This window comes from Rhodococcus sp. P4_B6, assembly GCF_056402215.1.
In genome coordinates this window covers 34,751-58,141 of the sequence record NZ_JBFUHV010000032.1, presented here as the reverse complement: position 1 = coordinate 58,141, position 23,391 = coordinate 34,751, and the positions used below count along the sequence as shown (strand labels likewise).

At 68.6% G+C, this 23,391-nt stretch carries 20 protein-coding genes; 11 read left to right on the top strand and 9 right to left on the bottom strand.

Features of this window, described 5'->3' with window-relative positions; genetic code table 11:
• Window positions 1–49 precede the first annotated feature (49 nt).
• The 11 genes from AC1DWT_RS17935 (at window position 50) to proB (ending at window position 13,308) form a co-directional block, all read left to right on the top strand.
• On the top strand, window positions 50–517 hold the full coding sequence (locus tag AC1DWT_RS17935; RefSeq protein ID WP_206012734.1) for an SRPBCC family protein: 468 nt from the start codon (window positions 50–52) through the stop codon (window positions 515–517).
• 230 nt (window positions 518–747) lie between these two features.
• Window positions 748–900: a hypothetical protein gene (locus AC1DWT_RS17930; protein ID WP_009474026.1), complete on the top strand. Its 153-nt coding sequence runs from the start codon at window positions 748–750 to the stop codon at window positions 898–900.
• 56 nt (window positions 901–956) lie between these two features.
• Entirely contained in the window at window positions 957–3,665 is a 2,709-nt protein-coding gene (locus AC1DWT_RS17925; protein ID WP_206012733.1) for a valine--tRNA ligase, read from the top strand.
• Entirely contained in the window at window positions 3,662–5,089 is a 1,428-nt protein-coding gene (gene folC, locus AC1DWT_RS17920) for a bifunctional tetrahydrofolate synthase/dihydrofolate synthase (RefSeq protein ID WP_072946568.1), read from the top strand. Before AC1DWT_RS17925 ends, folC begins: the two co-directional genes overlap by 4 nt.
• Complete coding sequence (locus tag AC1DWT_RS17915; protein WP_012688270.1) at window positions 5,086–5,496, top strand: DUF4233 domain-containing protein; 411 nt, start codon at window positions 5,086–5,088, stop codon at window positions 5,494–5,496. Before folC ends, AC1DWT_RS17915 begins: the two co-directional genes overlap by 4 nt.
• Before the next feature lie 18 nt (window positions 5,497–5,514).
• Window positions 5,515–5,934 (top strand): nucleoside-diphosphate kinase, encoded by a 420-nt coding sequence (gene ndk, locus AC1DWT_RS17910; RefSeq protein ID WP_206012732.1) that lies wholly within the window; start codon window positions 5,515–5,517, stop codon window positions 5,932–5,934.
• Between the two features lie 458 nt (window positions 5,935–6,392).
• A complete protein-coding gene (locus tag AC1DWT_RS17905) occupies window positions 6,393–9,770 on the top strand; it encodes a translation initiation factor IF-2 N-terminal domain-containing protein (RefSeq protein ID WP_206012731.1) in 3,378 nt (1,125 codons plus the stop codon).
• Between the two features lie 206 nt (window positions 9,771–9,976).
• A complete protein-coding gene (rplU, locus tag AC1DWT_RS17900) occupies window positions 9,977–10,288 on the top strand; it encodes a 50S ribosomal protein L21 (protein WP_005248081.1) in 312 nt (103 codons plus the stop codon).
• Between the two features lie 42 nt (window positions 10,289–10,330).
• Window positions 10,331–10,594, top strand: coding sequence for a 50S ribosomal protein L27 (rpmA, locus tag AC1DWT_RS17895; RefSeq protein ID WP_012688267.1), 264 nt, complete (start codon window positions 10,331–10,333; stop codon window positions 10,592–10,594).
• A gap of 156 nt (window positions 10,595–10,750) precedes the next feature.
• Window positions 10,751–12,211 carry a GTPase ObgE gene (gene obgE, locus AC1DWT_RS17890; protein ID WP_206012730.1) on the top strand — a complete coding sequence of 487 codons (1,461 nt, stop codon included), beginning with the start codon at window positions 10,751–10,753 and terminating at the stop codon, window positions 12,209–12,211.
• Window positions 12,208–13,308, top strand: a complete 1,101-nt coding sequence (gene proB / locus AC1DWT_RS17885) for a glutamate 5-kinase (protein ID WP_012688265.1) — start codon at window positions 12,208–12,210, stop codon at window positions 13,306–13,308. Before obgE ends, proB begins: the two co-directional genes overlap by 4 nt.
• Before the next feature lie 3 nt (window positions 13,309–13,311).
• Here proB and AC1DWT_RS17880 read toward each other — a convergent pair whose 3' ends face one another.
• The 9 genes from AC1DWT_RS17880 to AC1DWT_RS17840 all read right to left on the bottom strand — a co-directional run bounded on the left by AC1DWT_RS17880 (window position 13,312) and on the right by AC1DWT_RS17840 (window position 23,322).
• Window positions 13,312–14,139: an NAD-dependent protein deacetylase gene (locus AC1DWT_RS17880; RefSeq protein WP_072946571.1), complete on the bottom strand. Its 828-nt coding sequence runs from the start codon at window positions 14,137–14,139 to the stop codon at window positions 13,312–13,314.
• Window positions 14,140–14,160: 21 nt separating this feature from the next.
• Entirely contained in the window at window positions 14,161–15,096 is a 936-nt protein-coding gene (locus AC1DWT_RS17875) for a D-isomer specific 2-hydroxyacid dehydrogenase family protein (protein WP_206012729.1), read from the bottom strand.
• Between the two features lie 9 nt (window positions 15,097–15,105).
• Complete coding sequence (locus AC1DWT_RS17870; protein ID WP_012688262.1) at window positions 15,106–15,504, bottom strand: ectoine synthase; 399 nt, start codon at window positions 15,502–15,504, stop codon at window positions 15,106–15,108.
• Between the two features lie 17 nt (window positions 15,505–15,521).
• Window positions 15,522–16,784, bottom strand: a complete 1,263-nt coding sequence (ectB, locus tag AC1DWT_RS17865) for a diaminobutyrate--2-oxoglutarate transaminase (protein WP_095865163.1) — start codon at window positions 16,782–16,784, stop codon at window positions 15,522–15,524.
• 27 nt (window positions 16,785–16,811) lie between these two features.
• Window positions 16,812–17,324: a diaminobutyrate acetyltransferase gene (gene ectA / locus AC1DWT_RS17860; protein WP_009474013.1), complete on the bottom strand. Its 513-nt coding sequence runs from the start codon at window positions 17,322–17,324 to the stop codon at window positions 16,812–16,814.
• Between the two features lie 151 nt (window positions 17,325–17,475).
• Entirely contained in the window at window positions 17,476–19,575 is a 2,100-nt protein-coding gene (locus AC1DWT_RS17855; protein ID WP_095865164.1) for a RecQ family ATP-dependent DNA helicase, read from the bottom strand.
• Window positions 19,576–19,632: 57 nt separating this feature from the next.
• Window positions 19,633–20,499: a ribokinase gene (locus AC1DWT_RS17850; protein WP_072946575.1), complete on the bottom strand. Its 867-nt coding sequence runs from the start codon at window positions 20,497–20,499 to the stop codon at window positions 19,633–19,635.
• A gap of 9 nt (window positions 20,500–20,508) precedes the next feature.
• Window positions 20,509–21,978, bottom strand: coding sequence for an MFS transporter (locus tag AC1DWT_RS17845; protein ID WP_095865166.1), 1,470 nt, complete (start codon window positions 21,976–21,978; stop codon window positions 20,509–20,511).
• Window positions 21,979–22,221: 243 nt separating this feature from the next.
• On the bottom strand, window positions 22,222–23,322 hold the full coding sequence (locus tag AC1DWT_RS17840; RefSeq protein ID WP_072946577.1) for an NADH:flavin oxidoreductase/NADH oxidase: 1,101 nt from the start codon (window positions 23,320–23,322) through the stop codon (window positions 22,222–22,224).
• Between the last annotated feature and the right edge of the window lie 69 nt (window positions 23,323–23,391).

Genomic DNA, 23,391 nt, shown 5'->3' with positions numbered 1-23,391 from the left:
GGAACCGCCGATGTGCAACCGTGGGGTCGCACATCGGCGAGAGGTGAGGATGATCATGAGCGTTGCGGATACGTCCCAGGACAGGATCGAGCGCGAGATCCAGATCGACGCCCCCATCGAGCGGGTGTTCCGGCTGGTGAGTGAACCCGGCTGGTTCATCGGCGACGGAGATCCCGGCAAGACCACCACCACACGCGAAGGCGACGTCTTCGTCGTGGATTTCCCCCCGTACGGACGCTTCCCGATTCTTCCCGTCAAGTCCGACGCACCCCACTACGTCTCGTTCCGCGGCGGAGACGATCCCGCGCGGCCCCTCGTGGAGGGCACGTCCACCCTGGTCGAATTCTTCCTGTCCGAGCGGGACGGTGGCACCCTCCTGCGCGTCGTCGAGTCCGGATTCGCTGCCCTGTACCCGAGCGCCGAGCGTCGCGCGTCCGCTATCGAGGGCAATGTCGAAGGCTGGGAGATTCAACTCGCGTTCGCCAAGCGGGACGCCGAAAGCGGCCGGGGCGAATAGCGCGGCAGCTGATGTGTCGACCTCGCTGACCACAGTCGGGGGTTGCGGTCAGCGAGGTCGGTGTCCCGCCGGTTCCGGCAGGCACGCCCGGATAGTCGTCGGGTCAGCGCATTTCGTTACCACCGGCGCGCCGTCGCCGTGTCGCCGCCGATCGGCGGGGGTTTCGATGCATACTCGACATTCTCGAGTGGTTGCCGCATCGGATGCGGCAGACGAACCGGAGGAATCCCTTGAACGACCACCACGTGCAGCTCTTCTCCGAGCTGCACAGCACCGCAGGATCCCAGGCAGGCGGAGAAGACGCCGGCGAGGCGCTACGTCCCGTCGACCCGGAACACCGCACCGCCACCGAAGTGCACCGCGCGCTGTTCAGCGACCAGTAGCGGGGCCGCACGGTAGCCCCGTCGTGGGTCGTCCGCGCGTTCATTAGACTCGACGGGTGACCAGTGCAGCTCCAGAAAATCCCCAGAACCGTGCCGATGCCCTCCCGAAGAGCTGGGACCCCAGTTCCGTTGAGGACGATCTGTATCAGGGCTGGGTAGACGCCGGTTACTTCCGTGCGGACCCCGACAGCGAGAAGCCGGGGTACTCCATCGTTCTGCCGCCGCCCAACGTGACCGGCAGCCTGCACATGGGTCACGCTCTCGACCACACGTTGATGGACGCGTTGAGCCGACGCAAGCGGATGCAGGGCTACGAGGTGCTGTGGCTGCCGGGCATGGACCACGCGGGCATCGCGACGCAGACCGTGGTCGAGAAGCAGCTCGCCGTCGACGGCAAGACGAAGGAAGACTTCGGCCGCGAACTGTTCATCGACAAGGTCTGGGACTGGAAGCGGGAGTCCGGTGGCACCATCGGCGGCCAGATGCGCCGCATCGGTGACAGCGTCGACTGGAGCCGCGACCGCTTCACCATGGACGACGGGCTCTCCCGCGCCGTCCAGACCATCTTCAAGCGCATGTACGACGACGGTCTGATCTACCGGGCCGAGCGACTCGTCAACTGGTCGCCCGTGCTGCAGACAGCGATCTCCGACATCGAGGTGAAGTTCGAGGACGTCGAGGGTGAGCTGGTCTCCCTGCGGTACGGCTCCCTGAACGACGACGAACCGCACGTCGTGGTCGCCACCACCCGTGTCGAGACGATGCTCGGCGACACCGCCGTCGCCGTCCACCCCGACGACGAGCGCTACAAGTATCTGATCGGGACGACGCTCGAGCATCCCTTCACCGGCCGCGACATCCCGATCATCGCGGACGAGTACGTCGACCCCGAATTCGGCACCGGCGCCGTCAAGATCACTCCGGCGCACGACCCCAACGACTTCGAGATGGGCCTGCGGCACAACCTGCCGATGCCGACCATCATGGACAAGACCGGCACGATCGCCGACACGGGAACGCAGTTCGACGGTCTCGACCGCTTCGAGGCGCGGGTCAAGGTGCGGGAGGCGCTCGCCGAGCAGGGCCGTGTGGTCGCGGAGAAGCGGCCCTACCTGCACAGCGTCGGGCATTCCGAGCGCACCGGCGAGTCCATCGAGCCGCGCCTGTCGCTGCAGTGGTGGGTGAAGGTCGAGTCCCTCGCGAAGGCGGCGGGTGACGCGGTCCGCAACGGTGACACCGTCATTCACCCCGCGAGTCAGGAACCGCGATGGTTCGCCTGGGTCGACGACATGCACGACTGGTGCATCTCGCGGCAGCTGTGGTGGGGTCACCGGATCCCGATCTGGTACGGCCCCGACGGCGAGGTCGCGTGCTTCGGACCGGACGAGACCGCGCCCGAGGGCTGGGTGCAGGACCCCGATGTCCTCGACACCTGGTTCTCCTCCGGGCTGTGGCCGTTCTCGACCATGGGCTGGCCCGAGAAGACGCCCGAGCTCGAGAAGTTCTATCCCACAAGTGTTCTCGTCACCGGTTACGACATCCTGTTCTTCTGGGTGGCGCGGATGATGATGTTCGGCACGTACGTGTCGGAGGACGACGCGATTGCCGGGCGGGGCGAGCGAAGCGACGGGGTGTTCAGCGAAGGCAAGTCCGGACCGCAGATGCCGTTCGAGGACGTGTTCCTGCACGGCCTCGTCCGCGACCAGTTCGGCAAGAAGATGTCGAAGTCGCGGGGCAACGGCATCGACCCCCTCGACTGGGTCGACCGCTTCGGCGCCGATGCGCTCCGCTTCACGCTGGCCCGCGGCGCCAACCCCGGCAGCGACCTGTCCGTCGGCGAGGACCACGCACAGTCGTCCCGGAACTTCGCGACCAAGCTGTTCAACGCGACCAAGTTCGCCCTCATGAACGGGGCCGCACCCGCGCCGCTGCCCGCCCGCGGCGAACTGACCGACGCGGACCGGTGGATCCTCGACCGACTCGACCAGGTGCGCGGCGACGTCGACACCGCGTTCGACCGGTACGAGTTCAGCAAGGCGTGCGAGGCGCTGTTCCACTTCGCGTGGGACGAGGTCTGCGACTGGTACCTCGAGTTGGCCAAGGTGCAGTTCGCCGAGAACGACACGGTCGGGGCGAACACGAGGGCAGTGCTCGGTAACGTCCTCGACGCGCTGCTGCGCCTGCTCCACCCGGTCATCCCGTTCGTCACGGAGACCCTGTGGAAGGCGCTCACCGGTAGCGAGTCCGTCGTCGTGGCGCAGTGGCCGCAGGCAGCGGAGGACGCCGCGGATGTGGTTGCGGCGCAGCGTGTCGAGGACATGCAGCGACTGGTGACCGAGGTGCGCCGGTTCCGCAGCGATCAGGGTCTCAAGCCGTCGCAGCGGGTGCCCGCCCGGATCAGCGGGATCGCCGAGGCCGATCTGAACACGCAGCTCGCCGCGGTCACGTCGCTGGCCCGGCTGACGGACCCGGAGGACGGGTTCGCCGCGTCGGCGTCGGTGGAGGTGCGCCTGAGCAAGGCGACCGTCACCGTGGACCTCGACACGTCCGGCAACGTCGACCTCGGCGCCGAGAAGGCGCGGCTGGAGAAGGACCTCGCGGCCGCGCAGAAGGAACTCGCGGGAACCACCGCGAAACTCTCCAACGAGGCGTTCCTGGCCAAGGCTCCCGACGCCGTCAAGGACAAGATCCGGACGCGTCAGCAGATCGCGACAGAAGAAATCGAACGCATCACCAAGCGATTGAAGGAGCTGGAAGGCGCGTGACCTCGCCCGACTTTACGCCGGAGGAAGTCAGCCCCGTCGACCTCGCGGAGTTGACGCTGGTCGAGGCCGAACTCGACAAGCGGTGGCCCGAGACGAAGATCGAGCCGTCGCTGAGCCGAATCGCGGCGTTGATGGACATCCTCGGGTCACCGCAGCACGGGTACCCGGCGATCCACGTCACCGGCACCAACGGCAAGACGTCGGTGACGCGGATGGTCGACGCACTGCTCACCGCGTTGAACCGGCGCACGGGCCGCACCACCAGCCCGCACCTGCAGCTCGCCACCGAGCGGATCAGCATCGACGGGCGCCCGGTGTCGCCGCGCCGCTACGTCGACACGTACCGGGAGATCGAACCGTACGTGCAGATGATCGACCAGCAGTCGCAGGCGGCGGGTGGCCCGGCGATGAGCAAGTTCGAGGTGCTCACCGCGATGGCGTACGCCGCGTTCGCGGAGGCGCCCGTCGACGTCGCCGTCGTCGAGGTGGGCCTCGGCGGGCGTTGGGACGCAACCAATGTCATCGACGGGCAGATCGCGGTGATCACCCCGATCAGCCTCGACCACGCGGAGTATCTCGGCGACGACCTCGCCGGGATCGCGCAGGAGAAGGCCGGCATCATCAAGAAGGGTCGCGAGGACGCGCTCGTGCCCCGCGACACGGTCGCCATCCTCGCCGAACAGACGCCGGAAGTGATGGACGTGCTGCTCCGCCGTGCCGTCGAGGTGGATGCCGCGGTCGCGCGGGAGGGCTCCGAATTCACGGTGCTCGCCCGGCAGATCGCCGTCGGCGGCCAGCAGCTCGAACTGCAGGGCCTCGGCGGGGTCTACACCGACATCTTCCTGCCCCTGCACGGGGAGCACCAGGCGCGTAACGCGTCCCTCGCGCTCGCGGCGGTCGAGGCGTTCTTCGGTGCAGGCCCGGAACGGCAGCTCGACCAGGACGCGATCCGGGAGGGGTTCGCCTCGGTCGTCAATCCCGGCAGGCTCGAACGCGTGCGCAGCGCACCGACCGTCTTCCTCGACGCCGCGCACAATCCGGACGGCGCCCGTGCGCTCGCCGCCGCGCTGACCGCCGAATTCGACTTCCGCAAGCTCGTCGGCGTCGTCAGCGTGATGGGGGACAAGGACGTCGACGGCATTCTGTCGGCGCTGGAACCGGTGTTCGACGAGCTCGTGGTGACCCACAACGGTTCGGCGCGGGCGATGGACGTCGAGGATCTCGCCAATCTCGCGGTCGCAAAGTTCGGCGACGAACGGGTCGTGGTGGCGCCGACCCTCGCGGACGCGCTGGAAACGGCCATCGGACTGGCCGAGGAGGTCGCCGAGCCCGGTGAGGCAGTATCGGGGGCGGGCGTCGTGGTCACCGGATCCGTGGTGACCGCCGGTGCGGCCCGCACCCTCTTCGGAAAGGACCCAGCGTGAGCGAGCAGGACCCCCGTGCTTCGGAACCGGAGTTCGGCCCGCCGACCAAGGACCCGTGGAAGGGCTTCCGCGGCGTGGTCGCGGGATCGCTGATCCTGGAAGCGATCGTGGTGCTTCTCGCCCTGCCGGTCGTCGCGACGGTCGGCGGCGGACTCACCTGGTGGTCCGGGACGTACCTGGTGGGGCTCGCGGTGCTCATGATCCTCGGGGCCGGCCTGCAGGGCCGCCCCTGGGCGATGAAGTACAACCTGTTGTTGCAGGTGGGGCTCCTGCTCGGTTTCTTCGTCCACGTGTCGATCGGTTCGGTCGGGGTGGTCTTCGCCATCCTGTGGGGCTACCTCCTCTACTTCCGCCGGAATGTGCGTCAGCGAATGGAGCGGGGCCTGCTGCCGGGGCAGCGCGGCTGACCATTTAGGCTGTGCGCCGTGACTGAGCGCACCCTTGTACTGATCAAGCCCGATGCCGTTGCCCGCGGATATGTAGGAGAAATCCTCGGTCGTATCGAGCGGAAGGGTCTGACGATCTCCGCGCTCGAGCTGCGCACCGCTCCCGGCGACATCGCCGCCGCCCACTACGCCGAGCACGAAGGCCGCCCGTTCTACCCCGGCCTGCTGGAATTCATCACGGGCGGCCCGCTCGTCGCGGCAGTCCTCGAAGGTCCCCGGGCGATCGCGGCGTTCCGGCAGCTCGCCGGCGGCACCGACCCGGTCGAGAAGGCTGTTCCGGGCACGATTCGCGGTGATTTCGGGCTCGAAGCCCAGGAGAACCTCGTCCACGGCTCCGACTCGGTCGAGTCCGCCGAGCGCGAGATCGCCCTCTGGTTCCCCCAGCTCGCCGCCAGCTGACCCACCCTCTCCACCCACCCCTCGATCCACCGACCTGCCCTCCGGGCCGGCGGCGCCATCGCGAACGGAACATGTTCCAGAACGATACGTGCGCCGCTGGCACGGACCGCGGCACACGTGTGGGATACTGAGGGTGGTCGGACCGCAATTTGTGCACCACGTGGCTTCGACCGGATGACACCACGGCTCGATGCCCTTCATCGCTGCCCCTACGTCAACAGGAAATACCTGGGCGTATCGGCACGCTGGATGATCAGGCGCTCGCACCGCGGACCACGGCCATCCGCAAGGCACTACATGGGTGTGCAGTGAAAACGGACACTGCACGCGCTGTGTGGAGCGAGACCAGACAATCTCGCGCTCACATCTGGGGCGCGAGTACACATACTGCGCCCTCGCGTGGCCGCGTGACATTCCCAGACAGGGGAGTGGACGCGCCCGGGGGCTGAGGAGACTACGTGGCCGATCAAGCGCCGCCCACAAATTCAGAGCCGAACGATACGGCCACCGCCGGGAGCGCGGTTCCCGCTCTTCCGGAGAAGATTCGCGTTCACGCCCTCGCGAAGTTGCTGGGCGTGACGAGCAAGCAGGTTCTCGCCGAGGCCGCGGCCCTCGGATTGGAACTGCGCAGTGCGCAGTCGAGCCTGCAACGCGACATCGCCGAGCGGGTATACGCCGGATTCACCGCTGCGGAGACCACTCCTGCCGAGGCGCCCGCCGAGGTTGCACCGGAAGCGGCGGCCCCGGCTGCGGAGGCCGTCGTCGAGGTGGCTCCGGAACCGGTTGCGGACGTCGAGGGAGCGGTCGCCGAGAAGGCTGCCGAGGCCGAGAAGGCTGCCGAGGCCGAGCAGCCGGAGGCACCGGAGGCTCCCGCCGAGGAAGCCCCGGCCCAGGAAAGCCCGGAACCCGTCGCCGAGGAGGCCGCGGTTTCCGAACCCGACCTCGGGCACGACCTGTTCACCACCGCCGCCTACCAGGCCGAGGCGCCCGCTGCCGAGGAGCCCGCCGAGACTCCCGCCGTTTCTCAGGTCCCGCTCTTCCTGCAGCCCGACCTCGCGGCGGTCGAGACGCCGCCGCGTCGCCGGCGCAGTCGCCGGGACGCCGGGACGCCCGAACCCACCACCGAGCAGCCGCCCGTCGCCGAGTCGCGCGAGGATGTCGCCGAGCCCGCGAAAACCACGGACACCGGAACCGCCGACACCGAATCGGACGAGTCCGACGTCGACGGCGATCAGCCGCGTCGTCGTCGACGTGGCCGTCGCGGCCGCGGCCGCGGCCGGGGCGAGCAGCCGAACGAACAGGACACCGATACCGACACCGAGGGTGCCGAGGCCGAGGAGTCCGCGGGCGAGGACAAGGGCCGCGAAGACACGGGCACGGAGAAGGGCGCGGAGACACCGAGCCGGGTGCCCGAGGAGGAGCCGAAGAAGGAGTCCGAGGAGAAGCCCGCGGACGTCGAGCAGGCGGAAGCGGAGTCCGGGGACGAAGAGACCGGTGAGGGTGACTCCGACGGTTCGAGCCGTCGCCGCCGCCGTCGTCGCCGTCGCAAGTCCGGTGGCGAGGGGTCGGGAGACGCCACGTCCGAGGACGATCCGCCGAACACCGTCGTGCACGAGCGTGAGCCTCGCAACAAGAGCCGCTCGAAGGACGAGGTCCAGGGGATCACCGGTTCGACGCGGCTCGAAGCGAAGCGTCAGCGTCGCCGCGACGGCCGCGATGCCGGCCGCCGCCGTCCGCCGATCCTCACGGAATCGGAGTTCCTGGCACGCCGCGAGGCCGTCGACCGTGTCATGGTCGTGCGCGACCGCGTCGCCACCGGGCAACCGCACGCGACGACGCAGGTCGCCGTGCTCGAAGACGGTGTCCTCGTCGAACACTTCGTGACCACGTCGGCGTCGGCCTCGATGGTCGGCAACGTGTACCTCGGGCGCGTCCAGAACGTGCTGCCCAGCATGGAAGCGGCGTTCATCGACATCGGCCGCGGCCGCAACGGCGTGCTGTACGCCGGTGAGGTCAACTGGGAGGCCGCCGGGCTCGGTGGCAACTCCCGCAAGATCGAGCAGGCGCTCAAGCCCGGCGACCAGGTGCTGGTCCAGGTCAGCAAGGACCCGGTCGGGCACAAGGGTGCGCGGTTGACCACGCAGATCAGCCTCGCGGGCCGGTTCCTCGTCTACGTGCCCGGCGGCACGTCCACCGGGATCAGCCGCAAGCTGCCCGACACGGAACGCAAGCGCCTCAAGGACATCCTGCGCGACATCGTGCCCTCGGACGCCGGAGTCATCATCCGGACCGCGTCGGAGGGTGTGAGCGAGGAGGAACTGGCCCGCGACGTGACGCGCCTGCAGGAGCAGTGGGCCGGGATCGAGGCTCAGGCCGCGAAGGCGGAATCCGGCAAGTCCGGCAACCCGCAGGCCCTCTACGAGGAGCCCGATCTCCTCGTGAAGGTCATCCGCGACCTGTTCAACGAGGACTTCTCGAAGCTCGTGATCGAGGGCGAGAAGGCCTGGTCAACGGTCGAGTCGTACATCAAGTCCGTCGCGCCCGACCTCATGCCGAGGCTCGCGCAGCACACGTCGGACAACGGCGTCGACGTCTTCGAGGCGCACCGCATCGACGAGCAGCTGGCGAAGGCGCTCGACCGCAAGGTCTGGTTGCCGTCCGGTGGCACGCTCGTGATCGACCGCACCGAGGCCATGACCGTGGTCGATGTCAATACCGGCAAGTTCACCGGTGCCGGCGGAAACCTCGAGGAGACCGTCACCCGGAACAACCTCGAGGCTGCCGAGGAGATCGTCCGGCAGATGCGCCTGCGGGACATCGGCGGCATGATCGTCGTCGACTTCATCGACATGGTGCTCGAGTCGAACCGCGACCTGGTGCTGCGACGTCTGACCGAGGCCCTGGGCCGCGATCGCACCCGCCACCAGGTGTCCGAGGTGACGTCGCTCGGGCTCGTGCAGATGACCCGGAAGAAGCTGGGCACCGGTCTGGTCGAGGCGTTCTCCACGACGTGTGAGCACTGCCACGGCCGCGGCATCATCGTCCATGCCGAGCCGATCGAGGTGAAGACGTCCGAGGACACCGGTGCACGCGGGTCTTCCCGCGGCGGCGACGCCGGCGGTTCCCGCAAGAAGCGGGGACGCGACAAGTCGTCCGGCGGGGACACTCCGCAGGCTCCCGTGCACGAGGAGGCCCCGACGGTGGATGCCACCGTGAAGCGGGCCCACCCGGTCGCTCTCGCGATGGCACACCACCATCACGAGGAGGAGGAGGCCGCGCACAAGGCGGAGGCTGCGGCCGCGGACAAGGCGGAGCTGCCCGGGATCGAGGAGGCCGTGGCCGAGGCGCCCGCAGCGGTGGCTGCGGAAGCCGTCGTGGCACCCGAGGCCGAGGTAGCCGTCGTCGAAGAGGCTGTCGTCGAGGAAGCCGTGGAAGCTGCGGCCGAGGCGCCCGTCGTCGAAGCGGCACCGGCCGAAGCGGCTCCGGTCGCCGAGACCCCGGAACCCGTCGTGGAGCGCGCACCCGAACCCGCACCGGAACCCGAGCCCGCACCGGAGCCGGTGGCCCCGACGCGGCGCAGGAGTCGCCGGGTGTCGAGGGCAGCGGCAGCGCCGGTGTCCGAAACCCCGAGTGCCGGGACCGTGTTCGTGATTCCGACGCCGGAGCCCGGCGCGGAGCACGTACCGGAACCGGAGCCGGCCATGTCGGCTTCGACCGTGAGCGGACCGGCGGCGTCCTCGTCGGACGGCGCGGATCCGCAGGCAGCGCCGCGCAAGCCGCGGCGTCGACGGGCCGCGGCACGTCCGGCAGGCCCGCCGGTCGACGCCGACCACTGACGAGGGAACGCGGGAAGGCAATCGACGCCGGTTTGTACGGAACGGTTGCCTTCCTGTAACCTTGACCAGTCGCTACTCGGCGATGAAGGTCAGCTGTGCCCTCACCTGTGAAGGCTGCGCGATCTCGACCGAGCTAGCCGTCACACCAGACCAGTCGCGCACACTGTGGCGCGAGCAAGTTCGAAGAAGCAAGGGGTAGCCCTCCGATGGCAACGTACGCGATCGTCAAGACCGGCGGAAAGCAGTACAAGGTCGCTGTTGGTGACCTCGTCAAGGTCGAGAAGATCGAGGGTGAGCCCGGCACTGCTGTCTCGCTTGCTCCCGTTCTCGTCGTCGACGGATCCGATCTGACGACCGACGCCGACAAGCTGGCCAAGATCTCGGTCACGGGTGAGGTCGTCGAGCACACCAAGGGCCCGAAGATCCGGATCCACAAGTTCAAGAACAAGACCGGCTACCACAAGCGTCAGGGCCACAGGCAGAAGCTGACGGTCCTCAAGGTCACCGGCATCAAGTAGCTAGAGCTTCAGAGCTGATTTCACCCGAGGAGGGTCAAGAACATGGCACATAAGAAGGGTGCATCCAGCTCCCGTAACGGTCGCGATTCAAATGCTCAGCGACTCGGCGTGAAGCGTTTCGGCGGCCAGTCCGTCAGCGCCGGCGAGATCCTGGTGCGTCAGCGCGGAACCCACTTCCACCCCGGCGTCAACGTCGGTCGTGGCGGCGACGACACGCTGTTCGCTCTCTCCGCCGGTGCCGTCGAGTTCGGCACCAAGCGTGGACGCAAGACCGTGAACATCGTTCCGGCGGCGGCAGAGGTCTAGTCCTGCCGCGAGTATGCATCGTCCCGTGAGGGACGTTTCAAGCTCCCAATAGGGGCGGACCTGGGTCGAGATACCCGGTCCGCCCCTATTGTTCGTTTCAGAGATCAACACAGTTTCAGAGATCAACACAATTGACTGAGGAAGGATCCGGCAGTCATGTCCCGATTCATTGACCGCGTCGTGCTGCACGTCAGCGCCGGAAAAGGCGGCAATGGCTGCGCCTCCGTACACCGGGAGAAGTTCAAACCGCTCGGTGGCCCGGACGGCGGCAACGGCGGGCGTGGCGGTGACGTCGTGCTCGAGGTGGACGGCAACGTCCACACCCTTCTCGACTTCCATTTCCACCCCCACGCGAAGGCCACCAACGGCAAGCAGGGGATGGGAAGCAACCGCGACGGCGCCCAGGGCGACGACCTGATCCTGAAGGTCCCCGACGGCACCGTCGTCCTCGACAAGGACGGCCGGATCCTCGCCGACCTCATCGGTGTCGGCACCCGCTTCGAGGCCGCCCAGGGCGGCCGCGGCGGGCTCGGCAACGCAGCCCTCTCGTCCAAAGCACGCAAGGCGCCGGGCTTCGCACTCCTCGGAGAGGAGGGCGTCGAGCGGGAACTGGTCCTCGAACTGAAGTCCGTCGCCGATGTCGGGCTGGTCGGATTCCCGTCGGCGGGCAAGTCCTCGCTGGTGTCCGTGCTGTCGGCGGCGAAGCCGAAGATCGCCGACTACCCGTTCACGACCCTGGTGCCGAACCTCGGCGTGGTGTCGAGCGGCGACACCACGTTCACGGTGGCCGACGTGCCCGGGCTGATCCCCGGCGCGAGCGACGGCCGCGGACTCGGGCTGGACTTCCTGCGCCACCTCGAGCGGTGCGCCGTGCTGGCCCACGTCGTCGACTGCGCGACCCTCGACCCCGGCCGCGACCCGATCTCCGACATCGACGCGCTCGAGGCCGAACTCGCCGCGTACAAGGGCGCGCTGTCCGGGGACACCGGCCTCGGTGACCTCGCGGACCGCCCCCGCATCGTGATCCTGAACAAGGCGGACGTGCCGGAGGCGGCCGAGCTGGCCGACATGGTGACCCCCGACCTCGAGGCCCGCGGATGGCCGATCTTCACGATCTCGGCCGTCAGCCGAGAAGGGTTGCGCCCGTTGACGTTCGCGCTGGCGAAGCTGGTCGCGGACTACCGGGAGGCGCACCCGAAGGCCGAGCCGAAGCGGCAGGTGATCCGCCCGGTGATCGCGAACGAGAACAGCTTCAGCGTCATCGCCGATCCCGAGATCCCCGGTGGGTTCATCGTCCGCGGCACGCGCCCGGAGCGCTGGGTGCGGCAGACGCAGTTCGACAACGACGAGGCCGTGGGCTACCTCGCCGACCGCCTCGCGCGGCTCGGTGTGGAAACCGAACTCGTCAAGCAGGGGGCGGAGCCCGGCGCGTCCGTGACGATCGGCAACGTGAGCTTCGACTGGGAGCCCCAGACACCCGCCGGCGTCGACCTCACCCGGACCGGCCGCGGCACCGACCCGCGTCTGGATCAGGTGGAGCGCATCGGCGCGACCGAGCGTAAGCACGCATCCAGGGTCCGTCGCGGTCTCGAAGGCCTCGACCCCGAAGACCAGTGAGCGCCACCCGGCGCACGGTCGCGTCGGCGGGCAGCATCGTCGTGAAGATCGGCTCGTCGGCGCTGACCAGTCTGGTCGGCGGGCTCGACGTCGGTCGGCTCGACGCGCTGGCCGACGCGATCGAGGCACGGATGCGTGCCGGTTCCGACGTGGTCGTCGTGTCGTCCGGGGCGGTGGGCGCGGGTCTGGCCCCGTTGGGGCTGACCAAGCGGCCGCGGGACCTGGCGACGAAGCAGGCCGCCGCGAGCGTCGGCCAACTGGCGTTGGCCCACGCCTGGGGTACCTCGTTCGCCCGGTACGGGCGCACGGTGGGACAGGTGCTGCTGACGGCGGACGACATCGCCCGCCGCGCACAGCACCGCAACGCGCAGCGCACCCTCGACCGCCTGCGCGCCCTGCACGCGGTCGCGATCGTCAACGAGAACGACACCGTCGCCACCGCGGAGCTGCGATTCGGCGACAACGACCGGCTCGCGGCACTCGTCGCGCACCTGGTCGGCGCGGACGCACTCGTGTTGCTGTCGGATGTCGACGGGCTGTACGACGGCGACCCCCGCAAGGGCAATGCGACGCTGATTCCCGAGGTGAACAGCCCCGAGGATCTGGACGGGGTGGTCGCCGGCTCGGGCGGCGCCCTCGGCACCGGCGGGATGGCGTCCAAGCTGTCCGCGGCGCGCCTCGCGGCCGATGCCGGTGTTCCGGTGCTGCTCGCCGCCGCCTCGGACGCCGGGGCGGCGCTGCGGGACGCCAGTGTGGGGACCGCGTTCGCGGCCCGGCCGTCCCGGTTGTCGGCGCGCAAGTTCTGGGTGCGGCACGCCGCGGACGAGCAGGGGATCCTGCACATCGACGAGGGCGCCGTCCGGGCCGTCGTCACCCGGCGCCGGTCGCTGCTGCCCGCGGGCATCACGGCGGTGTCGGGACGGTTCTACGGCGGCGACGTCGTGTCACTCCTCGGCCCCGAGGAACGTCCCGTGGCCAGGGGAGTGGTGGCCTACGACTCGGCCGAGATCAGCGACATCCTCGGCAAGTCGACCCAGGAACTGCCTGCCGAAATGCAGCGCCCCGTGGTCCACGCCGACGACCTGGTGCCGCTCTAGAGGTCAGGCGGGCAGCGCGGACGACGCGTCGAGCAGCGCGGTGAGGGCTTCCGAGCAGCCGGCGTGCACGGTGAGTGTCGCGAACTCGTCGCCGCGCGTCGCTCCCCGGTTGACGATCGCGATGGGGATTCCGCGTTTGGCGGCGCGCCGGACGAAGCGCAGTCCCGACATGACGGTGAGCGAAGACCCGGCCACCAGCAGTGCCTCGGCCTCGTCGACCACGTCGTAGGCGGCCGCGACCCGCGGTTTCGGGACGGACTCGCCGAAGTACACGATGTCGGGTTTGAGCATGCCTCCGCACGCCTCGCAGTCGACCATCCGGAAATGCTCGGTGCTGGTGACGACCGCGTCGGCGTCCGGTGCGATCTCCACTCCCTGTGCGGCGGCGACGGTTTCGGCGAATCCCGGGTTCGCGCGCTCGAGCCGGTCGGCGAGCGTCGCCCGCGAGATCAGTGCGTTGCACGTCAGGCACCGGACCTGGGCGTACGTGCCGTGCAGGTCGATCACCCGGCGACTTCCGGCCTTCGTGTGCAGTAGGTCGACGTTCTGGGTGACGACCGCGCTCGCGACCCCGGCCCGTTCGAGCCCGGCGAGGGCGCGGTGGCCGGAGTTGGGCCGGGCGGCGTCCATGTGCCGCCACCCGAGGTGGTTCCGTGCCCAGTAGTGGCGGCGGAATTCGGGGTCACCGGTGAACTGCTGATACGTCATGGGGTTGCGCGGGGGTGAATCCGGACCGCGGTAATCGGGGATCCCGGAGTCCGTCGAGATGCCGGCGCCGGTGATCACACACAGGCGCCGGCCCCCGAGTACGTCGATCAGTGGGGCGAACACGCACTCCAGAATAGCGCCGGTTCAGTACCCGACGACGGGATCGATCAGAGCGGTGAGATTCTCACCTGCGACGAAGCGGGTGACGTTCAGCGCTACGTGCTCGGCGAACGCCGGGGGACGCACCGCAGGCGGGTTGGAATCGTGCGGGGTGATGATCACGTTCGGCAGATTCCACAACGGGTGACCGTCGGGTAGCGGCTCGGGGTCGGTGACATCGAGTCCCGCTCCGCCGATCGTGTTGTCCCGCAGCGCTTTCACCAGTGCATTGGTGTGGACGAGTGAGCCGCGCGCGACGTTGATGACCCACGCGGTCGGCTTCATCTGCGCGAACTCCGCCGCCCCGACCAGATGGTGGGTGGCGTCGGTGGCGGGAGCGCCGAGCACGAAGTGATCCGCCCGGGCCCACACCTCGCCCAGCCGGGTGGTGGGGAGCGTCTCGATCGCGCCCGGCACCGGGCTGCCGGAGCGATTCACCGCGATCACGTCGGCACCGACGCCCGCGAGCATCGGGATCAGCGCCCGGCCGATACCGCCGGCGCCCACGATCGCGACCGTGGTGCCCCGCAGGGTGCCGACCTTCGAGAAGAACTCCTGCTGGCGCCAGGTCTTCGCCTCGAGGTGCTCGGGCAGCGCCCGCACCCCGGCAAGCAGCAGGGTCAGCGCGTGCTCGGCGACGGTGGCGGCGAACGCGCCCGCCGCCGACGTCCACAGCACGGTGGACTCGGGTCTGATCACCTTCGCGGCGAACCACTCCTCGACACCCGCGGAGTTCAGCTGCACCCAGCGGATCTTCTCGGGAAGCGGATCCGGGAACCCGATCGGACCCGTGGTCCAGACCAGTGCGTCCGCGGACTCGAGGGGTGCCACACGGGCACCGCCCCGGCGCACCGCATCCTCGAGGAGCGGGTCCGGGGCGGGTCCGATGGCTATAGCTGGAACAGCAGCGTCGTCGGCCATGGGTCGAACTTACGCGGGAACCTCGATCAAGGGGTAGACACCGTTTTCGTCGTGGACCTCACGGCCGGTGACGGGCGGGTTGAACACGCACAGCATCCGCATTTCGGTCTCCGGCTCGACGCGGTGACGTTCGTGACCGTTGAGCAGGTACATCGAACCCGGGCCGAGTTCGTAGACCTTGTCGTTGTCGAGGTCGATCAGTTTGCCGGTTCCCTCGACGAGCCAGACGGCCTCGACGTGGTTGGCGTAGTGGAACTCGTTGACCGAACCGGCTTTGATCGTGGTCTCGTGGAACGAGAAACCCACTTTGTCGCCGCCGAGGATGATGCGCTTGCTGCGCCAGTTCCCGTCCTCGCTGGTGATGTCGCGCTCGGTGTCGGTGATTTCTGCGGTGGTGCGAACGATCATGGGTGTCAGTCCTCTCTCTAGCTGCAGACCTTGCCGGTGGCGTCGGCGAGAATGGCCAGGCCGTGGTCCAGTTCCTCGTCGGTGATGGTGAGCGCCGGCAGGAGCTTGACCACCTCGTCGGACGGTCCGGACGTCTCCGCGAGCAGTCCCTCGTCGAAGGCGAGTGCGCAGACCTTGCCCGCGCGCTCCGGCTCGTCGAAGACGAGGCCCTGGACGAGGCCGCGACCGCGGGTGGAGACGGAACCCTCGAACTGGTTCGCCAGCTCGGTGAACGCCTGGTGGATCTTCTCGCCCTTGGCCAGCGTCGACTTGTGCAGGGTGTCGTCGGACCAGTAGTGGTCCAGGGCGACCTTCGACGTGACGAACGACGGGTTGTTGCCACGGAACGTGCCGTTGTGCTCGCCCGGGCCCCACACGTCGAGCTCACGCTTGAACAGGGTCAGCGCCATCGGGAGGCCGTATCCGCCGATGGACTTCGACAGGCAGACGATGTCCGGGGTGATGCCGGCGATTTCGAACGAGAAGAACGGCCCGGTGCGTCCGCAGCCCATCTGGACGTCGTCGACGATCAGCAGGATGTCGCGTTCGGCACACAGGTCCGCGAGGGCGCGCAGCCACTCGGGGCGAGCGACGTTGACGCCGCCCTCACCCTGCACCGTCTCGACGATCACGGCGGCCGGACGGTTCAGGCCACTGCCCGAGTCGTCGAGCACGCGGGAGAACCAGTGGAAGTCCTCGGTGACTCCGTCGAAGTAGTTGTCGAACGGCATCGGGGTGGCGTGCACCAGCGGGATTCCGGCGCCGGCGCGTTTCATCGAGTTACCGGTGACCGACAGGGCGCCGAGCGTCATGCCGTGGAAAGCGTTGGTGAAGTTGATGATCGACGAACGACCCGTCACCTTGCGCGCCAGTTTCAGTGCGGCCTCGACCGTGTTGGTGCCGGTGGGTCCGGGAAACTGGACCTTGTAGTCGAGACCTCGCGGTTTCAGGATCTTGTCCTGGAAGGTCTCGAGCAGGTCACGTTTGGCCACGGTCGACATGTCGAGGCCGTGCGTGATGCCGTCGCCGACGATGTAGTCGACGAGCGCCGACTTCAGGACCGGGTTGTTGTGGCCGTAGTTCAGCGAACCGGCGCCGGCGAAGAAGTCGAGGTAGTCGCGGCCGTTCTCGTCGCGGATCCACGATCCGGACGCCGACTCGAAGACGGCGGGCCAGCCGCGGCTGTAGCTGCGAACCTCGGACTCGAGGCTCTCGAAAATGTTCGTATCGATGTTAGTCATGTTGCTGCATTCCTCCGGGGCATGCTCTTAGCCGATCGTGTACAGATCTTCGGCTTCGTGTCCATCGGGAAAATCGTTAGGGGAGAACAGTTCCTGCTTGTTGATCGCCGTATCTCGGCGACGCGCCAATGCTGTGAACAGTGCGATCGAAGCCTCGTTGTCGGGGCTGATCGTCGTTTCGAGATGGGTAATCCCTTCGGGTGCAAGGCGATCGAGCAGCGCGCTCAACATACGACCTGCAATTCCCTTGCCGCGCTGGTCGGCGTCTACGGCAACCTGCCAGACGAACAGCGTCGCAGGGGATTCTGGGCGGATGAAGCCCGATACGAACCCCACGACGCGTTCGTCGACGACTGCGACGACCGACGATCGGCTGAAATCTCTACACCACAACAGGTATGCGTAGCTCGAATTGAGATCGAGCACTTCCGTGTTCCTGGCGATCTCCCAGAGCCGGACTCCGTCAGTGATCTCTGGACTTCTGAACAACACCGCGTCCGGCGCGGTGGTCGGGATGGCACTCTTCTGAACAGGCGTCATTGGAAATTCGAACCTAACAACCATCCCCTTCGATTTCACGTGCCTCGCGAAATTGGACAGTTCAGGCGGCAGAGCTTTGCAGGTGAGACATGCAAAGTGATGCTGATCACATTATGTAACTTTTGGGTGAACCGCAAGCGACACACTGCGCCTATTTGAGACTCGCGAGCGCGAAGGGGAGAACCGACGCGGCACCCGCCGCGCGGACCGTCCGCGCGGCCATCGTGAGGGTCCACCCGGTGTCGGTGAGGGTGTCGACGAGCAGCACCGGTCCGGTGCCTTCGGGAACGCCGGGGGTCTCCCAGGCGTCGACGAGCCCCGCCACCCGGTAGGCGGAGTTGGCTGCGGACACCGGCGGATGCTCGGGGCGCAGCCGCAGAACTCCCAGGTCGGTGAGCCGGCCCACCGTGGCCAGCTGCCCCGCGATCGACGCCGACAGAAGCGGGTGGGTGGCCGATTCGACCGCCATCACCGCCGTGGGACGCTCGGCCCAGTCCCAGGACGCCAGCACCTGGATGCAGGCCTTCAGGACGGCGTCGGGCGCCGGTCCGTCCGGTTCGTCGAGCAGGGAGCGCAGGCGCTGACCCCAGCCCAGATCGGACAGCCGGCCCAGCACGCGACCCGGTTCGGGACCGTCGGAGATCTTCCCGGACAGCTTCACGCCGAGCTTCGCGAGGCCCGTGGGCCACTGTTTGCGGGGCGCCAGATCCACGCCTGGGCGCTCGAGGCGCGCTCTGGTCTGTTGCACCGCCTCGGCGTCGACGGTCGCGTCGTGGCGCTCTCCGGTGCAGTTGTCGCACCGCCCGCAGTCCGACGTGCCCGCCGCCAGACCCGGGTCGTCGAGCTGCTCGCGCAGGAACGCCATCCGGCACGTGGTGATCCGCTGGTACTCGATCATCGCCTGCTGCTCGGATTCGCGGGCCCGCTCGAGGCGCTCGTACCGGTCGGCGTCGTACGCCCACGGCTCCCCGGTGCCCACCCAGCCGCCCCGCACCCGGCGCACGGCGCCGTCCACGTCCAAAACCTTCAGCACCATCTCCAGCCGGGTGCGGCCGAGCTCCACGAGTGGTTCGAGCGCCTGCGTGGACTGCGGCCGATCGGTATCGAGGACCTCGATCACCCGGCGCACCACGTGCTCGCGGGGGAACGCGACGGACGCGAAATAGCTCCAGATCTGCTTGTCCTCGGATCCGGGCAGCAGGATCACCTCGGCGCGGTCGGTGGACCGGCCTGCGCGCCCGACCTGCTGGTAATAGGAGATGGGCGACGACGGCGCACCGAGGTGTACCACGAACCCCAGGTCGGGCTTGTCGAACCCCATCCCGAGCGCGGACGTGGCCACCAGCGCCTTGACGCGGTTGCCGAGCAGGTCCTGCTCGAGGGTCTCGCGCTCGGCGGCGTCGGTCTGCCCGGTGTATGCGGCGACCGTGTGCCCCTGCTCGGACAGCAGGCTTGCCAGATCCCGGGCCGCCGACACGGTGAGCGCGTAGATGATGCCCGAGCCGGGCAGACTGTCGAGCTTCTGGGCGAGCCACGCGGCCCGGGCGGTGGCCTCCGGAATCTGCACGACCGACAGGTGCAGCGACTCGCGTTCGAGGCCGCCGCGCAGGACGAGGGTCTCCGCGCCGCCCACCCCGAGCTGCGTGGAGACGTCGGAGACGACGCGGTCGTTCGCCGTGGCCGTGGTGGCCAGCACGGGGATACCCTCGCCCAGCTCGGCGATCAGCGTGCGGATCCGCCGGTAGTCGGGACGGAAGTCGTGACCCCAGTCCGACACGCAGTGCGCCTCGTCGACCACGACGAGGCCGGCGTCGGCGGCGAGGGAGGGCAGGACCTGGTCGCGGAAGTCGGGGTTGTTGAGCCGCTCGGGGCTGACCAGCAGCACGTCGAGTTCGTTGTCCGCGACCCGTGTGTGGATGTCGTCCCACTCGGTGACGTTCCCGGAGTTGATGGTGGCGGCGCGCACACCGGCGCGCTCGGCCGAGGCCACCTGGTTCCGCATCAGCGCCAGGAGCGGCGACACGATGACGGTGGGACCGTGCCCGTGTGCCCGCAGGAGCTTCGCCGCGATGAAGTAGACCGCCGACTTGCCCCAGCCCGTCCGCTGGACGACGAGCGCCCGTCTGCGGCCCACCACGAGCGCCTCGATCGCCGTCCACTGGTCGTCGCGGAGGGTGGCGTGCTCGCCTGCCAGCTCGCGGAGCAGCCGTTCGGCCTCGTCACGGAGTGCGGGTTCGGTGGCGGTCGTCATGCCCCCATGGTGCACGACCGGGGTGACACGGACGATCCAGGCGAGTGCAGGGGGCGCTCAGCCGGGAATGGCCGCCTCGATCTCGGTGCGGGTGGGCGACGACGTGGAGGCGCCGCGGCGGGTGGTCGCGAGTGCGCCCGCCGTGCACGCGAACGGGACGGCGGTCCCGGGGCCGCCGCGCCACGACACGCTGAGGGCGCCCGCGAAGGCGTCGCCCGCGCCGGTCGTGTCGACCACCTCGACCGCCGGGGAGCCGGCGTGGAGCGTGGTGCCGTCACTGCCCGCGTAGTCCGCGCCCGACGACCCCAGCGTGGTGACGACGTGGGAGACGGCGCCGATGACCTCGGCGCCGAGTTGCGCGGCCTCGGTCTGGTTCACCAGCAGCACGTCGATCAGCTCCACGAGTTCGGTCGGAAGTGGCTGCGCCGGTGACGGATTCACCATCACGACGGTGCCGTGGGCCGCGGCGTGCGCCGCCGCGGCCACCACGGTGCCGAGAGGTATCTCGAGTTGGCAGAGCAGGACGTCGGCGTCCGCGACCGCGGCGAGTTCGGCGGGTGTCAGGTCCACCACGGTGCTGTTGGCGCCCGGGACCACGACGATGCTGTTCTCGCCTGCGGCGTCGACGGTGATCGCCGCGATCCCGCTCGGCCCGTCGACCTCCCGCAGGTACCGGGTGTCGACCTCGGCGTCGACGAGGGCCTGCCGCAGATCGAGGGCGAACACGTCGGAGCCGACCGCCCCGATGAATGTCACGGCCCCGCCCGCCCGCGCCGCGGCGATCGCCTGGTTGGCGCCCTTGCCGCCGGGGGTGGCGGCGAAGGCGCTGCCCAGGATCGTCTCCCCGGGCCCGGGTAACCGTTCGGTCGCCGTCAGCAGATCCATGTTGACGCTGCCGACCACGGCGACCCTGGGAGCGGACATATTCCGAGACTAGCCCGCGTCGGCGGCCGCCGTCTCCTGTGCGGGCGTCGTGGATGCCTCGCCCTTGGTGCGGCGGAGACGCTTCAGGATGCGGCGGGCCTCGGCGTCCGTGGCCACGGCGGGCGGCGAACCCTCGAGGGGCTTGCGGGCGGTCTCCGAGATGAGGAGCACCGCGATCCCGCCGACGACCGCCGCGGCCATCATGTACATCGGTGCGACGAGGTCGCTGCCCGTCGCGTCCTGCAGCGCCGTGAGCACCAGGGGAGTGGTGCCACCGAAGATCGACACCGCGAGGTTGTATCCGATCGCCAGGCCGCCGTATCGGATCCCGGTGGGGAACAGCGCGGGAAGGACCGATGGGAACACACCGACGAACAGCAGCAGCAGGCCGCCGAGGATTGCGAGGCCGAGGAAGACGGTGAAGTAGTGGCCGACCCCGATGAGGAGGTACGCCGGCAGCGACAACGCGAAGAATCCGACGAAACCGGCCAGCAGCAACGGTTTACGACCGACCCGGTCGGACAGCTTTCCGACGAAGCTGATCGCTACCATCATGATGAGCATGACGATGATCATGAGGACGAGACCGTGCGATTCGTCGTAGCCGAGCGTGTTCGACAGGTACGTCGGCATGTAGCTGAGCAGGCCGTAGTGGGCGATGTTGTAGGTGGCGACCAGGATCACGCACAGCACCAGTGGACGCCAGTTCTCCACCAGCGTCTCGCGCAGTTTGCGTCCCGTGGATTCGTCTGCGAGCGAACGCTCTTCGGCCTGCTCCATCTGCTGGAACGCGGGCGTCTCCTCGAGCCGCAACCGCAGGTAGAGACCGATCAGACCCAGCGGACCGGCGAGCAGGAACGGAATCCGCCAGGCCCAGTCGACCAGGGCGTCGGCGCTCACCACGGTGCTGATGATGGTGACCAGTCCCGCGGCCGCGACATACCCGGCGAGGGTGCCGAATTCGAGGAAGCTCGCGAAGAACCCGCGGCGCTTGTCCGGTGCGTATTCGGCGACGAACGTGCTGGCGCCGCCGTACTCGCCGCCCGTGGAGAAGCCCTGCACGAGCCGGAACAGCACCAGCAGGATCGGTGCCACGAGCCCGATGGATCCGTAACTCGGGATCAGGCCGATGGCGAACGTGCTGCCCGCCATCAGGATGATCGTGGTGGCGAGCACCTTCTTGCGGCCTATCCGGTCGCCGAGCGGACCGAAGAACAGTCCACCGAGCGGGCGGACGACGAAGGCGGCGGCGAAGATCGCGAACGTCGACAGCAGCTGTGCGGTGCCGCTGGCCTCGGGAAAGAAGACCTTGCCGATCGTGGTCGCCAGGTAGGCGTACACGCCGAAGTCGAACCACTCCATGGCGTTACCGAGCATGGTGGCCTTGACGGCGCGTTTGACGGAGGCTTCGTCGGTGACCGTGACATCAGGTGATTCGGCCACCTCGGCCGACGTGATCGAGTGATCTGGTGCATTCATGTCTTGCGCTCCCCAGCGCAGTTATCACCCGCACGGGGCACGTACCTGATGCACGCATCTTTTCGTCGCCCGCACGGCGATTGCTGGTCGGGTTCGGCAACCCACGGCCCTTCGGCGCGATGCGGCCCCCGCCGATCGGCTCTGGCTCGTCGGTCGGTCCCGCTCCACCGTCCGGGGTGCGGGACTACCAGCTGTAAGAGCGATTACCGTAGCAAAGGATGTGGGGGCTTGTCGGCCCGAGCGTCAGTACGCCCGTGCGTACTGCGCCGGAATCTGCGGCGTCACCTGGGCATTCAATACCAGTGCGGCTTTTCGTGGCCAGTACGGGTCGCGCAGCAGTTCACGCCCGAGGAACACCGCGACGGCCTCTCCCGACTCCACGATCCGCTCGGCCTGCTCCGGCTCGGTGATGAGCCCCACCGCGGCGGCCGGGACCGTGGTCTCGTTCTGGATGCGGCGGGCGAACGGAACCTGGTATCCGGGGCCGACCGGGATCCGCGCGGACGCGACGCCGCCGCTGGAGACGTCGACGAGGTCGACGCCCAGGTCGGCGAGCGCCTGCACGAGGGCGACGGTCTGATCCGGGGTCCAGCTGTCCGCGTCCAGCCCCGGCTCCTCGGACAACCAGTCGGTGGCCGACACCCGGACGAAGACCGGCAGTTCGGCCGGCCACACGCTGCGCACCGCGTCGACGACCTCCAGCAGGAGACGGATGCGGCCCGCGAAGCTGCCGCCGTACTCGTCGGTGCGGTGATTGCTGACCGGCGAGAGGAACTGGTGCAGCAGATAGCCGTGTGCCGCATGGACTTCCACCACCTTGAAGCCTGCGCGCGACGCCCGCTCGGCGGCGGCGGCGAAGTCCGCGACCACCTTCCGGATGTCCTCGTCCGTCGCCGCCGCGGGCGGGGTGTGGCCGCCGAAACCGATCGCGCTCGGCGCCACCGTCCGCCACGACAACGGATCGTCGTCGTCGAGGCTCCCCCCGCCGCGCCACGGGACGTGCGCGGACCCCTTGCGCCCGGCGTGACCGAGCTGGATGCCGGGAACCGCGCCGAAGTACTCGAGCTGCGCGTTGATCTGCGCGAAGGCTTCGGTCTGGGTGTCGTTCCAGATGCCGAGGTCGGCCGGGCTGATGCGGCCCTCCGGGCTGACGGCCGTCGCCTCGGTGAGGATCAGGCCCGCACCGCCGATGGCCCGCGTCACGAGGTGCGTCCGGTGCCAGTCGCCCGGCACCCCCACGTCGCTGCCGCTCACGTCGGCCGAGTACTGGCACATCGGCGCCATCCACACTCGATTGGGGACGGTGACTCCACGGAAGGTGATGGGTTCGAACAACACGCTCACTGCAGCACTCCTACCTCTGATGGTCTCGACCAGTCGCAACCCGTCCTGGGGATGAAATCATTCCCGCCC